Origin of the sequence: Alcanivorax sp. IL3, from assembly GCF_047495465.1 — a bacterium.
Taxonomy (GTDB): Bacteria; Pseudomonadota; Gammaproteobacteria; order Pseudomonadales; family Alcanivoracaceae; genus Alcanivorax; species Alcanivorax jadensis.
In genome coordinates, this window is the sequence record NZ_CP179931.1 from 1,098,495 (window position 1) to 1,111,846 (window position 13,352).

Below are 13,352 nucleotides of genomic sequence, written 5' to 3' on the forward strand. Positions count from 1 at the left end.
TTGGCAGTGCAACGTTTCCTGAATGACTTGCAGCGGCAGAACACGGATGGCTTCCCCTACCTCTTCGATGAGGCGAAAGCCTGCAAGATCATCAACTTTGGCCAGCTCTTCCCGCATGTGAAAGGGAAGTGGGCCCGGGCCAGTGGCAAGGCAAACCGGATCCGGTTTGAGGCTTGGCAGAAATTCGGGTTGGCCAACATCTTTGGCTGGGTGCATGTTGATTCCGGCCTGCGGCGGTTCCGGATCGTTTACGACTGTGAGCCCCGCAAGAATGGCAAGTCCATCAAGGCGGCGGTGATCGCGAATTACATGCTGGCCGAAGATGGCGAATACGGTGCCGAGGTCTACTGCGGTGCCACCAGCGAAAAGCAGGCGTGGGAAGTGTTCCGGCCCGCCAAGAAAATGGCGGAAAAACAGCCAGCTTTCCGCCGCTCGTATGGAGTGACCACCCACGCAAAGCGGTTGGAGCTGGACCAGGTAGGCACAAAGCCTCACCCGGATGGCTCCAAGCGATTTCCGGATGGTAGCCGGTTTGAGCCGGTGATCGGAAAGCCGGGTGATGGTGCGTCCCCTAGCTGCGCCATTCTGGATGAGGTGCACGAGCACCCGGATGACACCCTGTACGACACGATGCTCACCGGTATGGGTGCCCGTGACCAGCCGCTGCTGCTAATGATCACCACCGCTGGTTCGAACATCGCTGGGCCCTGCTATGCACAGCAAAAGGAGCTGGAGGCGGTGCTGCAGGGCAGCATTGTGAATGAAGAGCTCTTCGGTGTGATCTACACCGTGGATGACCCGGAACACGAATGGCGCACGGAAGAAGGCCTGATTAAAGCCAACCCCAATATGGGGATTTCCGTGAGCCGGGAGTTCTTGGAAGCCCGGGTGCGCGATGCAGAACAGAGCCCTCGCAAACGTAGCGTTGTGCTCACCAAGCATTTCAATGTGTGGGTCACCGGTAAGAACGCCTGGCTGAACATGCTGGACTGGAACCGGCAAGGCAACCCGGATCTGCATGTCAGCCAGTTCGAAGGCGAGCCCGCCAAACTGGGCATCGATCTTTCTGAAACCGATGACCTCACCGCCGCGGTGAAATGCTTCACCCGCCTGATTGACGGTGAGCAGCACTATTACTTCTTCGGGCGGTACTACGCCACCGAAGCCAAGGTGCAGGAAAACGACCACTACGATGAATGGGTGCAAAGCGGCCATCTGATCCAGTGCGATGGAGAGACCATCGACTATGACGATGTGGAAGAGCACATCATTCAGGATGCCGAAGTTTTCGACATGGGCCAGACCTTCTACGACCCCCACGGTGCGGCCCACCTGGCGCAGCGCCTTGAAAAGCATCACGGCCTCGAAGCGGTGAAAGTGGGACAGACCTACACCAACTTTTCCGCCCCGATGAGGGACTTCGAGCGCCTGCTGAAAGCTGGCCGGATCCACCACGATGGCAACCCGTGCCTGAGCTGGATGTTCAGCAACGTCGTCGCGAAGGAAACGGAAGACGGGAAAATGATGAGGCCCGTCAAAGACAACCGTGAAAGCAAGATTGATGGCGCCGTGGCAGCGCTGATGGCCTTCATCGCGGCCCATGAGCCAGACGATGAAGACGATATCAACGACTTCCTGATGGACCCGATACTCTGATGAAACTCAGCAACGCAGAAAAGCCTGGGCGCTTCAAAGCGGCGCTGCTGGGATGGCTGGGTGTGGATTGGCGCACGCTGGATTCTACCGTGGCGGCCAGTGTCGACACCGCCGGGCAAAACATTAACCCCAACAGCGTGTTGACGCTTTCGGCAGCATGGGCCTGCACGCGGATTATCGCGGAATCTATTGGCACCTTGCCGTTGCAGCTCTACGAACGCACCAGCTCTGGGCGCCGGCTGGCGACTGAGCACCCGTTGTATCGGATCCTGCATTCCAGTCCGAATGCTGATGCCACGGCCAGCACCTACTGGGAAGCGAAAACCGCTGCTCTGCTGAACCAGGGTAACGGTTTATCCGAGAAACAGTTTTTCAACGGTCGGCTGGTTGGGCTCAGGTTCCTGGCCCCGAACCGCTTGACGCGCCGGCGATTGGCAAGCGGTGAATTTCAGTTCTGGTACACGGAAGACACCGGTAAGCAGCGGCCTGTACTGAACAGCAACCTGTTCCATGTGCCTGGCTTTTCCCTGGATGGCCGGTGGGGTATCTCGGCGATCAGCCAAGGGGCTCGGGTGTTTGGCTCAGCGCTGGCCGCTGCACAGGCTGCCAACAGTACGTTCGAGAAAGGCTTGCAGCCTGCGGTCTATTTCAAGATGGACCGAGTGGTTAAGAAGGAGCAGCGCGAAGAGTTCAGGGAAAACCTGAAAAAGATTCGAGGCTCCATGCAGGCAGGTGAGGCTCCCTTGCTGGAAGCCGGTATGGACGCTGAAGCCATCGGCATCAACCCGAAAGATGCCCAGCTGCTGGAAAGCCGGTCTTTCTCAGTGGAAGAGGTGTGTCGCTGGTACCTGGTCGACCCCAGCATGGTTGGCCACGGCGGCAAAGACAGCAACTGGGGTACCGGGCTTGAGCAGAAAATGATCCGGTTTATCACCTTCACGCTGCGCCCCTGGCTCACCCGTATTGAACAGGCCATCAACAAAAACCTGCTGCCGCCACAGGATCAAGGCCGCTACTACGCTGAATTCAGCATCGAGGGGCTGCTGCGTGGTGATGCGGCAGCACGCGCTGCGCTGTACTCCGTCATGGTGAACAACGGCATCTGGAGCCGTGACGAAGTGCGCGTGAAAGAGAATATGCCGGCCCGTGGCGGCAATGCCGACGTGCTTACGGTGCAAAGCGCCATGGTTCCGCTGGATCTGATCGGCACCCAAAACGATGGTGATGCCGCAAGAGCGGCCCTTAAAGCCTGGCTCGATGAAGCCGACGATGCCGCAACCAAAGAGGAATCCCGGCCATGAACTTTTCTACCCGTTTCCCGCAGCTCCACGCGGGCGCCAACGTCCGTTTCGACATCTCGCCCAAGGCCCTCCAGCAGTGGAACCCGGGTGTACGGGCGGCAGCTGCCGATGACAACAACGACATCGGTATTTTTGATGTCATCGGCGAAGATTTCTGGACCGGTGAGGGTGTTACCAGCAAGCGGGTAGCTGCAGCCCTGCGGAACATTGGTCCCGAGAATGACGTCACGGTCAACATCAACTCGCCCGGGGGCGACCTGTTTGAAGGCCTGGCCATCTACAGCCTGCTCAAGGAACACAAAGGTAAGGTGACCGTGAAGGTGCTGTCGCTGGCAGCCAGTGCGGCCAGCATCATTGCCATGGCAGGCGATGAAATCCAGATCGCCCGGGCGGGCTTTTTCATGATCCATAACGCCTGGACCCTGGCTATCGGCAATCGCCATGACTTGCGTGATCTCGCCGACTTCCTGGAACCGCTTGATCGCAGCATGGCAGACGTCTACAGCGTCCGAACCGAAGAGCCCATCGAAACCATGCAGGCCATGATGGATGCCGAGTCCTGGATTGGTGGCAGCGATGCGGTCAGCGAAGGCTTTGCCGATAGCCTGCTGGCTTCTGACCAGATCGATGCAGAAGCCAATGTGTCGGGTACCAAGGTGGCCGCCAAGAAACTGGATATTGCTTTGGCGAAGGCTGGCTTGTCACGGGCCGACCGTCGCCAGCTCCTGAATGAATACAAGTCCGGCATGCGAAACGCTGCTGGCCCCGGCATGCATAACGCTGCCGATGACGACACGCATCCCGCTGTCGCGTTCGACCTGGAACCCCTGATCAAACTCCAATCCCCATTTTGAGGAAAACGCTATGAAAAGCTTTCAGCTCACGGCCACCTTTATGCTGGCCGTCATCGCCATTGCGGCGTCCATTCCCCTGGCTTTCGGTGTCACCCCGGAAACCGTTATTGCTTCCGCCGGTATCGTCTTCGCCTCTGCCTTCCTGGTAGAGCCCGGCCAGATCCAGTACCACAGTGGCCTGCGTGCTCAGCTTGGTAAGGTGGGCTCAGAAGAAGATATCGAGGCCCAGTACAAACAAACCCAGGCCGATCTGAAAACGATTGGTGATCAGCTCAAGGCCCATGCCGAACAGTCTGAAAAAGACATCAAGGCACACCGGGAAATGAGTGACGAAACCAAGGCCAAGGTGGACCAACTACTGACCGCCCAGGGTGAACTCAAGGCGCGGCAGGAAGCTGCCGAGCAGGCTCTTGCCGGCATCAAAGATACCGGTGGCGGTGGGGGCGCGGTTGACCAGACCGCTGGCCAGCTTCTCGCTGCTCATCTGGAGGAGGACGCCGACGCTCAGGCTTTCATGGCTAACCCCGTACAGGGGCAGACCATGCGAGTGGCGGTGCCGCGTAATGCCTTCCAGGCAGCGCTGACTGACACCACGGGTGGTGGCTCTTCCCTGACCTATCCGGCAGACAATCGCGGCATGGTTCAGCCCTTGCAGCGACGCCTGACCATCCGCGACCTGTTGATGCCTGGTCGTACTGACAAGCCGGCCATCTTCTTCCCGCGGGAATCTGGCTTTACCAATAACGCTGGCATTCAGTCCAGCCAAGGTGCCCTGAAAGCCAAGTCCAGCATCTCGTTTGATGATGTGACTCGTGCGGTGGCCACCATTGCGCACACTCTGGATGTCTCGACTCAGATGCTCTCAGATGTGCCGTTCCTTGCAGAGCTACCTGGATGGCCGGATGATGCACGGCCTGAAGCTCAAGGAAGAGCTCCAGCTGTTGCTGGGCTCTGGTACCGGTAACAACCTGGAAGGCCTGTACACCGCTGCTTCTGCCTACTCGCAGCCAGCGGGCGCTGTTGTTGATGGCGAAACCATGTTGGACCGCCTGCGCCTCATGCTGCTGCAGGTGGAACTGGCGGAAGCCTTCGCCACCGGCATCGTCATGAACCCGGTGAACTGGGCCAACGCGGAAATGCTGAAGGATGCCAACAAGCAGTATCTGTTCAGCAACCCGCAGGCCACCACCACCGGCCGTATCTGGGGCCGTGATGTCGTGGCCACCCAGTCCATGCCGCAAGGCGAAACCCTGGTGGGCGACTTCGCCACCCATGCCCAGCTGCTGGATCGTGAAGACGCCAGCGTGGCAATTTCCTTCGAGAACAAGGACAACTTTGAACGCAACCTGGCCACCCTGCGCGTGGAAGAGCGCGCAGTGCTGGCCATCTACCGCCCCGAAGCCTTTGTGAAAGGCTCGCTGATCGTCGGTAGCTGATCACGGTAGCGGTTGGGGCCTTCGGGCCCCTTTTTTAATTTCGGGAGTCAACCATGCCTGAAGTGGTAGCCCTGACCTATTTCGATAACCGGGTGCGCGGTGAGCGGTTCCATTGCTCGGCGTATCTGGCGGGCGAGCTTGGCCGCAAGGGCCTGGCTCGGGAGATTGAGGCGCACCCCAAGAAGGCCGCTGGCACGAAGTCGTCTGCATTGCCAGTGGCCCCAGCCTCACAGAAGCAGACGTTGAACAAGTCAAAGCCTGGAAGGAAGCCTCGCCGGAAACGCGGGGCGTCATCGTCACGAACACCACCTTCCGCATAGCGCCCTGGGCCGACATCCTCTACGCGATGGATCTGGCTTGGTGGCGTAAGCATTACGATGACACCCATGGTTTTGCTGGCGAAAAGCTCAGCATCGCCAAGGGGGCGCGGGGGGCGGCGATTGTTGATCTGCCTTACTCCGGTAATTCCGGGGCAGGCGCATTGATACTGGCGCACCACTACGGAGCCAGCCGGATCATCATGCTCGGCTACGACTGCAAATATGCACCGGACGGCAAGAGACACTGGCACGGCGACCACCCAAGAGGGTTGGGCAACGCCGTCTCGGTGAATAACTGGCCGGGTGAATTCCAGAAGGCCGCCGGTTTTCTGCATGGCGCCGAGATCCTGAATGCCAGCCGTGAAACCGCTATTCAGCTCTGGCCGCGAATTTCCCTGGAGGCAGCACTGCGTGAATAGCCGACCGTTGTTTATTACTGGGGCTTCCCGCTCTGGCACCAGCATGACGGCAGGATTGTTTGCGGCTCACGGTTTGTGGTTTGGCCCCTGCGTGGAGGCCAGCACAATTAACCCGAAAGGGTTCTTTGAATCCAGCTTTCTGAAGCTGGATTGGCATGGTGCTTCATTGCTGGCCCTGCAAGTCGGTTGGCGTGGCTGGCTTGAGGGCCATGGGGCACCCTCAAATTGGGCCGTAAAGGCTGGGCCTGAATGGTGGCCAGTATTTGAGATATTTAACCCTGTGGTGGTTTGCTGCTACCGCGACATGGCTGCCATACGCGCAAGCCGCGAGCGTGCAGGGTTTGATTTAAGCGACAGGCACACCGAGCGTGCGTGGGAGCTCATGGGGAAGATCCCTGGCGCCCATAGCGTTCGGCCTGATGAATTCGCCCAAGGGAACTTCTCTGGCCTTCAGCCGGCGCTGGATGCCCTGGGTATTGAATATTCCGCTGAGGCGGCCCTGAACTGGGTAGACCCAACGCTATGGACAAAGTAACCCGCGTCTGTGTGCTCAAGTCGGGCGGTGATTTCACGCCTCGCCATGTCCAGTGGCTGGCTCGGCAGGTGCCGGGGCTGGTTTGCCTGACTGATATGGCAGTGCCCGGCGTGCCTGTGGTTCAGATGCAAAACGCCTGGCCTGGCTGGTGGAGCAAGATGAACCTTTTTTCCAGGGCCATCCCGGGCGATCTGCTCTATCTGGATCTGGATACCCTAGTTATCGGCGATCTCACGCCCTTGGAGGGGGTAGGGGAGACCACCCTGCTGGAGGACTTCTACAAGCCGGGCTTGCTGGCCTCCGGCCTCATGTACATCCGAGAGGAAGATAAGGGCCACGTCTGGGATGCCTGGATGGCAGATCCAGATGGCCATCGCGAGCGGTGCCAGACCAGAGAGCGCTGGGGTGACCAGGGTTTCCTGCAGGACGTACTCCAGGCGCAAACCTGGCAGCAGGCGCTGCCGGGTGCCGTGGTCTCCTACAAGGTCCACTGCCAGAAACAGATTCCCCACGGGGCAAGAGTGGTGTGCTTCCACGGTAACCCGCGCCCCTGGGCAGCCAAACAATCATGGGTATTGCCGTTATGACCATCACGCTCGAGGAGGCCAAAGACTATCTGGATGTCATCCACGATGCGGATGACAGCAAGCTCCAGATGCTGCTGGATGCCGCCCATGATGAAGCCCTGCAATTCATGAACCGGGATGATTTTGGCGAACTTTGCGATTGCGACAGCTCCAGTAGCAGCAGTGAGCCTGTCATGCCAGCCAGTGTGCGGCTGGGTGTGCTGGTCTTGCTGCAAGCGGCCTACCAAGCCGGCCCGGATGATGCGGAGCAGCTGCGGCATGTGGCCGAAGTAAAGCTGATGCCTTACCGCTGTGGGCTGGGGGTCTAATGCTCGCCTATCGCCTGCGCCATCGCATTGAAATTCAGGAAACGGTGGAAATCCGCAACCCTGAAACCGGCGGCGTGAAAACCAGTTGGCAGACCCTGTTGGTAGCGGGCAAGCCGATGAATCAGGTGCCTGCGGAAGTGCTTACCGGCCCCGGCAGTGAGCGACAGGCCGCCGGGGCTGTGCAAGCGGAAACCGATGCCCGCATCAATTTTCGCTGGTTCCCGGGGCTGACCCAGAAAATGCGCATTCTCTGGGATGGCCGCGTTTATAACATCGATGGCCTGGCCGCTGATCGCACTGGCCGGCAGGAATGGCGCACCACCTGCAAAGAGGGCGTGAACGATGGCTGATGACATTCAATTCAGCCTCACTGGCCTTGATTCCCTGCTGGGCAAACTGGATGCCATCAAGCAGGAAACGAAGCGCAAAACCGGCAGAGCCGCATTGCGTAAGGCTGCCAATGTGGTGCGCGATGCCGCCAAAGCCAACGCCGAACGGATTGATGACGCGGCTACTGGTCGCTCAATTGCTGAGAACGTGGCAGTTCAGTGGAACGGTAAGCGTTTCAAGCGCACAGGTGATCTGGCGTTTCGCGTGGGTGTCCGCCATGGGTCAAAAGTAGAGAAGAAGGGTAACCCGGATGAGGGGGCCTCAGGGCCTACGCCGCATTGGCGCTTTAAAGAATTCGGCACAGAGAAAATGGCGGCGGAACCTTTCATGCGGCCGGCGCTGGAAAACAACATCAACCCGGCCACGGATACCTTCATCCGTGAATACGAAAAGGGCATTGACCGTGCCATCAAGCGTGCCCTGAAAAAAGGAACGGTTGCCTAATGTATCCGCCAGTCTTCCCCATTCTCAATGGTAATGCTGCTGTGGTGGCATTGCTGGGCTCGCCCGTTCGCGTGTATCCATTCGGGCAGGCACCGCAGGACGTCACTGGGCCTTATGCGGCTTGGCAGCTGATCACCGGTAGCCCGGAAAACTATCTGAAAGACCGGCCCGATGCCGATAACTTTGATATCCAGATGGATATCTACGCCGCCGATGAGGATGACAGCCTGGCCGTGGGTAAAGCCATTCGCAATGCCCTGGAGCCCTTTGCCTACATCACCCGCTGGGGCGGTCAGGGCATGGACCCAGACACCAAGCGGTGGCGGGTCAGTTTCGACGTGTCCTTTATTGTCCGGAGGGTTTGAGCGTGGATATTTATGAAGAAACCGATCAGCTGAAGAATGCAATCCAGAGCCTGATTGATGATTACAAGGCGCGTGTCGGTCCTTCGGTCATTCTTGATGTTGTTGTGATAAATCACGACGCATCGGTGTTTGGTGATGCTAGACCCAAGTTCGTAGCTTCAGTGAATGTAGACGCATCTATTCCTTCAGTTCGCTAAGCCGCTGCAGTCCATCGCCGTGAGGCGAGGGGCTGTGGCGCACTATTTCTGCAAAAGCACCGCTGTGAAGCGGGGCCAATCCCAACGATGGAGAGATCATCATGAGTATTTTGACTCAAGGCAGTCAGGTGTTTTTCGTTGACACGGCTGGCAGCTCCCCGAGCATCATGGAGGTGCAGTGTGCCACGGCGATTAACCCGGGGAGCGCTCCTGCCGATCAGATCGAAGATAACTGCCTGAAGCACCGCGAGCGCAGCTACAAGCCTGGAATGAGAACGCCGGGCCAAGGCACCCTTACGCTCAATGCGGACCCCCAGTACGACAGCCATGTCCGTATGCACCAGCTTTACGAAGAAGACCCGCAGCCCAGCGTGATCTGGGTTATTGGCTGGTCCGATGGCCCTCTGGATAGTCAGGGTGAGCCTAACTCGCTGCCGACGCTGGATAGCAGCGGTGAGCTTCAGCTGCCAAATGATCGTACCTGGTATGTATTCCGCGGCTATGTGGCTGACTTCCCCTTCGAATTCCAGGGCAATTCCCTGGTTGCGACTCAGGTTTCAATTCAACGAACCCGGAGCCTTCCGGGTGATGGATGGCGCCGTAAGGCGGCCTGAACAAACCCCTAAGGAACCATTATGGACCTGAAAGAGCTGCAATCGCTCGGCGGCATTGTGCCTGTCGAGCCCGTGCTGTGTGACATCGAATGGGATGACCGCATTAAGGTCGTCGATGCCAAGGGAAACCTGCCGACCATTAAACAGCTGGATGGTGACGGTAACCCTGTCTCTGTGGACAACCCCAAGTGGGAGCCCACCTACAAAGGTGAAGTGCGTAGCTTCAAGGCGTGGGTGAAGCAATTGTGCTTCGGTGATGTGGATCGCATTCGCTCCCAGCCGGTGGACCCTGACGATCCCGATCGCAGTGCTCAGGCCTTGATGATTTCTGAATCCATCCGCTTGGGTAAAAAGGGCGAAGAACAGCTCAGCTATGAAGATGCCTATCAGCTGAAGCCGTCACTGGCGGGTGCCTTCCTGAAGGCCATTGGGGACGCTGTCTCGGTAAAGAAATAACGCCCGCCGACGAGTTCTGGCACGAACTCGTGCTGGCCGGTGTGGGTGGGCGCACCATCGCTGAGGCCAAGCAGGCGCTCAGCTACCGGGAAGTGCAGCAGTGGCTGGCCTACACCCGCAAGCGCGGTCCGCTGGCCATGCATCGCCGGCTGGAGTGGCCTATAGCGCTTATCGCCATGCAGCTGAACAGGCTGGGTGGTGGCCAAGCGGAAATGGCCGATTTCATGCCCTATTCAAACCCTGACGAACGCGAATTGAGCCTCGATGAGGCCATGGAAAGGTGGCAATAAATGGCAAGCCGTAGCCTGGGTGTCCTGACGCTGGATCTGATCGCTCGAGTGGGCGGTTTTGAAAAGGGCATGGACAGCGCCGCTCGCCTGTCGAAAAAGCGGATGGGGGAGATCCGCAAAGAAATCAAGATGGCGGGCACCGTCATTGCGGGCTTTGCGGCTGGGGCCGGCGCCAGTCTGGTTTTGCTGACACAGGATACCCTGCAGCTATCCAATGAAGTGGTCCGTTTAAGCCAGGTGTCCAATACCGGCTACAAGGATTTTCAGCGTTATGCCGCCGGTGCGAAGTTCCTGGGTGTTGAGCAAGATAAGCTGGCCGATATCTTCAAGGACACTGGCGACAAGGTTGGGGACTTTCTGGAAACTGGCGGCGGGCCGCTTGTTGACTTCTTCGACAATATCGCGCCTAAGGCTGGTATTACGGCAAAGCAATTCCGGGATCTTTCCGGGCCCCAGGCGCTTGAGCTTTATGTAAAAGGGCTTGAGGCGGCAAACCTCAGCCAGAGCCAGATGACCTTCTACATGGAGGCCATCGCCAGTGATGCGACTCAGTTGCTACCTTTGCTGCGTAACAATGCGGAAGGGTTCAGGCTCTTTGGTGATCAGGCTGAGAAGGCCGGGGCCATCCTTAGTGACGATACGCTTCAGGCCGCCCAGGAGCTTGAGGCTACGCTGTATTTGCTTGAGCAATCCAGCCAGGGCTTTAAGAACCAGGTCTCGCAGGCCACTTTGCCTGTCCTGCAGTCGCTCGCTGAAGAGTTCAGTAATGTAACTGAAACCGGTCTGCTTGCTGAGCAAGTCGGCTCTACTCTTGCGGGTGTAATGAAAGGCCTGGCTGCAACAGCGGTGGGTGCGTTTGCAGCGGTTCAATTGCTTGGTAAGGGTATTGCGACACTTGCGGCAGCGGGTAATACAGCATTTGAAGATGCTGCGTGGTATGAAAAAGTCATCCCTGTTCTTGCTGCTAAGCGTATTTCTGACCGTTTTTCTGAGGTTAAAGGCACCTTCGATATGGGTGCCGAAGACCTGCGGGGCGATTTGGAGGAGTACGCCCGGCTGCTTGATGGTATCTGGAGTGGTGGATCTGGTGGCTCAGGAAGCAACGAGCGCATAGAAGAAATCAAGCGGTTTCTGGAACAGCGTGATGCTTTGCTAAGTGGTGCCGGCAGTGTCGCAGGCGGCGAAGGTTCAGCGGGCGCTGCGGCGGCGCTAGAAGAGCAGCAAAAGGCCCTGGACAAGCTTATCGATAGTGCCTCGGCTTATACCAAGCAATGGCGATCCGCACGTGATGCTGACTCAGCAGCGTTGGATCAGGTAGCTAAATCGCTGATGACTGAAGAGGAGTTAATCCTCTCCAGCTATGAAAAAAGAAAAGATGAGATTCTTGCAAAAACGGAAGAGACATCCTTTGAAAGAAGGGAGCTTCTTGCGCGGCTTGAGCAGCAAACCAACGATCAGCTTGCCGAGATTAACCAGGGCTTTTGGGCAAACTGGTTGGATGCGGCAGAGGAATCCTTAACGAGCCTGAATGACTTGGCTGATTCCACCATCAGCACCTTCTCACAGGGTGTCGGTAGCGCCTTCGAAAGCATGATTTTCGATGCACAAACTGCCCGTGAAGCATTCCAGCAATTGGGTGAAGGTATGGCCCGCTCTATTGTTCGGGCTTTGGGTGAGATGGCGGCTCAGTGGTTGGCTTATCAGGCGGTGCAGCTTCTGGTTGGTAAGACTACTGCAGCAGCTGGTGCGGCGGCGATGATTGGCCAAGCTCAAGCTTCAAGTGCTTTGGCGGCCATTAATTCTTTTGCGAGCACTGCTGCTATACCCGTTGTCGGTCCTGCTGCTGCGCCTGCCGCGGCGGCAGCGGCAACAGCCGCTACGGCGCCATTTGTTGCGACAGTGGCGGCCGCTTCCTTTGCGGGTATGTTTGATGAGGGTGGTGTCATTCCTGCTGGTAAGTGGGGTATTGCGGGTGAGATCGGCCCGGAGATTGTACGGGGCCCTGCTCACGTCACCAGCCGTGCAGACACCGCCAAGATGCTCGGTGGGAATGGGGTTACCGTCAACGTAAATAACGCGCCGCCTGGCACTTCGGTTCAGCGGCGGCAGATGGGTGGCCGAGAAGTTGTTGATGTAATGGTGGCCGATGTCAACAGTGACGGGCCCTTCTTCAGGGCTTTGCAGTCGAAAAGCAATGTGCGAAGGGTGGGTAGCTGATGGCGACTGATATCGATTTTCCGGCAGATCTGCCTTGTGGTCAGCGTGAGGGTTATTCCCTTGAGCTGGTGCAGCCTTTTGCGCGGACGCAGATGGCCGGAGGACGTGCTAAGCAGCGGCAGACGTTCGACAATGTCCCCGAGCTTGCGACCGTATCATGGATTTTCACGCCGCAAGAGGCGATGTTTTTTGAGGCCTGGTTCCGATACAAGATTCGCAACGGAACGGACTGGTTCAATGTTGACCTTCGCACGCCGCTAGATGGCCGCTCAAACCCCGGCGTAAGCTCTTATGAGTGCCGCTTCACAGAAGTTTATAGCAAGGCAATGGAAGGCGCGCACGACTGGCGTTTTACCGGGTCGCTTGAATTGCTTGAGCGGCAGACGCTGGCGGAATCCTGGCTTGAATTTCCTGAGTTTGTCTTGCAGGCCGAGATTATTGACCTTGCCGCGAATGTGGAGTGGCCTAGCTGATGCCGACCCTGCTGAACAAGGTTTACGCCAGTGCGCCAACGGACGCAGTGCTAATCCAGACTCTGGACATACGTGTCACTGGTGAAGCCCCTGTGCTGCTATGCAACGGCTTCAATGAAGTGACGGCAACGCTAGAAACGGAAGAACAAGTCACCTTCGAGCCGGGCAACCTTGTTGTGAGCCTGCCCGACAAGAACGACACCGGGCAGCAGTCGCTCAATTTTGGCATCTGGAATGCAACCGGAAGGGCGCAGCAGGTTGTGGCCGCCGCCCTTAATTCCGGCGAGCAGGTTCCTGTCGTCTATCGGGAATACTTGAGCAATGACCTTTCTGCGCCTCAATCCTCTCCTTTGCCTTTCATCATGGTTGGCGGTGAATTTCGCGGGATTGAGCTTCAAATAGAGGCCAGCTATTACGACATCCTGAATAGCCGGTGGCCGCGCCAGATTTACGACAGCAACAACGCCCCTGGTCTCAAGTACCTATGATA

19 protein-coding genes are annotated in these 13,352 nt (G+C 57.8%); all 19 read left to right on the forward strand.

The genetic code is table 11. The annotated features are described in order from the left end of the window. Positions 1-6: 6 nt before the first annotated feature. Complete coding sequence (locus tag ACMG4M_RS05265) at positions 7-1,656, forward strand: terminase large subunit (RefSeq protein WP_414430839.1); 1,650 nt, start codon at positions 7-9, stop codon at positions 1,654-1,656. Beyond that, positions 1,656-2,957: a phage portal protein gene (locus ACMG4M_RS05270; RefSeq protein WP_414430840.1), complete on the forward strand. Its 1,302-nt coding sequence runs from the start codon at positions 1,656-1,658 to the stop codon at positions 2,955-2,957. The genes ACMG4M_RS05265 and ACMG4M_RS05270 overlap by 1 nt, the downstream gene beginning before the upstream one ends. After that, positions 2,954-3,811, forward strand: a complete 858-nt coding sequence (locus tag ACMG4M_RS05275) for a head maturation protease, ClpP-related (RefSeq protein WP_414430841.1) — start codon at positions 2,954-2,956, stop codon at positions 3,809-3,811. Before ACMG4M_RS05270 ends, ACMG4M_RS05275 begins: the two co-directional genes overlap by 4 nt. Positions 3,812-3,821: 10 nt before the next feature. Beyond that, a complete protein-coding gene (locus ACMG4M_RS05280; RefSeq protein WP_414430842.1) occupies positions 3,822-4,775 on the forward strand; it encodes a phage major capsid protein in 954 nt (317 codons plus the stop codon). After that, positions 4,714-5,247, forward strand: coding sequence for a phage major capsid protein (locus ACMG4M_RS05285; protein WP_414430843.1), 534 nt, complete (start codon positions 4,714-4,716; stop codon positions 5,245-5,247). Before ACMG4M_RS05280 ends, ACMG4M_RS05285 begins: the two co-directional genes overlap by 62 nt. Before the next feature lie 346 nt (positions 5,248-5,593). After that, positions 5,594-5,986, forward strand: coding sequence for a hypothetical protein (locus tag ACMG4M_RS05290; protein WP_414430844.1), 393 nt, complete (start codon positions 5,594-5,596; stop codon positions 5,984-5,986). A 43-nt stretch (positions 5,987-6,029) separates the two neighbouring features. Next, positions 6,030-6,521 (forward strand): hypothetical protein, encoded by a 492-nt coding sequence (locus ACMG4M_RS05295; RefSeq protein ID WP_414430845.1) that lies wholly within the window; start codon positions 6,030-6,032, stop codon positions 6,519-6,521. Next, positions 6,509-7,108, forward strand: coding sequence for a hypothetical protein (locus ACMG4M_RS05300; RefSeq protein ID WP_414430846.1), 600 nt, complete (start codon positions 6,509-6,511; stop codon positions 7,106-7,108). The genes ACMG4M_RS05295 and ACMG4M_RS05300 overlap by 13 nt, the downstream gene beginning before the upstream one ends. Then, positions 7,105-7,416 (forward strand): head-tail connector protein, encoded by a 312-nt coding sequence (locus ACMG4M_RS05305; RefSeq protein ID WP_414430847.1) that lies wholly within the window; start codon positions 7,105-7,107, stop codon positions 7,414-7,416. Before ACMG4M_RS05300 ends, ACMG4M_RS05305 begins: the two co-directional genes overlap by 4 nt. Continuing rightward, on the forward strand, positions 7,416-7,766 hold the full coding sequence (locus ACMG4M_RS05310) for a phage head closure protein (RefSeq protein ID WP_414430848.1): 351 nt from the start codon (positions 7,416-7,418) through the stop codon (positions 7,764-7,766). Before ACMG4M_RS05305 ends, ACMG4M_RS05310 begins: the two co-directional genes overlap by 1 nt. Further along, on the forward strand, positions 7,759-8,250 hold the full coding sequence (locus tag ACMG4M_RS05315) for an HK97-gp10 family putative phage morphogenesis protein (RefSeq protein ID WP_414430849.1): 492 nt from the start codon (positions 7,759-7,761) through the stop codon (positions 8,248-8,250). Before ACMG4M_RS05310 ends, ACMG4M_RS05315 begins: the two co-directional genes overlap by 8 nt. After that, complete coding sequence (locus tag ACMG4M_RS05320) at positions 8,250-8,615, forward strand: DUF3168 domain-containing protein (protein ID WP_414430850.1); 366 nt, start codon at positions 8,250-8,252, stop codon at positions 8,613-8,615. The genes ACMG4M_RS05315 and ACMG4M_RS05320 overlap by 1 nt, the downstream gene beginning before the upstream one ends. Before the next feature lie 2 nt (positions 8,616-8,617). Beyond that, positions 8,618-8,812: a hypothetical protein gene (locus tag ACMG4M_RS05325; RefSeq protein WP_414430851.1), complete on the forward strand. Its 195-nt coding sequence runs from the start codon at positions 8,618-8,620 to the stop codon at positions 8,810-8,812. Between the two features lie 101 nt (positions 8,813-8,913). After that, the gene (locus ACMG4M_RS05330) at positions 8,914-9,426 is read left to right on the forward strand and encodes a phage tail tube protein (protein ID WP_414430852.1); all 513 of its coding nucleotides are present in this window, start codon (positions 8,914-8,916) and stop codon (positions 9,424-9,426) included. A gap of 21 nt (positions 9,427-9,447) precedes the next feature. Next, positions 9,448-9,882, forward strand: coding sequence for a phage tail assembly chaperone family protein, TAC (locus ACMG4M_RS05335; protein WP_414430853.1), 435 nt, complete (start codon positions 9,448-9,450; stop codon positions 9,880-9,882). 29 nt (positions 9,883-9,911) lie between these two features. Further along, on the forward strand, positions 9,912-10,172 hold the full coding sequence (locus ACMG4M_RS05340) for a hypothetical protein (RefSeq protein ID WP_414430854.1): 261 nt from the start codon (positions 9,912-9,914) through the stop codon (positions 10,170-10,172). After that, a complete protein-coding gene (locus ACMG4M_RS05345) occupies positions 10,173-12,389 on the forward strand; it encodes a hypothetical protein (RefSeq protein WP_414430855.1) in 2,217 nt (738 codons plus the stop codon). It abuts the gene before it with no gap. Continuing rightward, entirely contained in the window at positions 12,389-12,862 is a 474-nt protein-coding gene (locus ACMG4M_RS05350; protein WP_414430856.1) for a hypothetical protein, read from the forward strand. The genes ACMG4M_RS05345 and ACMG4M_RS05350 overlap by 1 nt, the downstream gene beginning before the upstream one ends. After that, a complete protein-coding gene (locus ACMG4M_RS05355; protein ID WP_414430857.1) occupies positions 12,862-13,350 on the forward strand; it encodes a DUF1833 family protein in 489 nt (162 codons plus the stop codon). Before ACMG4M_RS05350 ends, ACMG4M_RS05355 begins: the two co-directional genes overlap by 1 nt. Positions 13,351-13,352 lie beyond the last annotated feature (2 nt).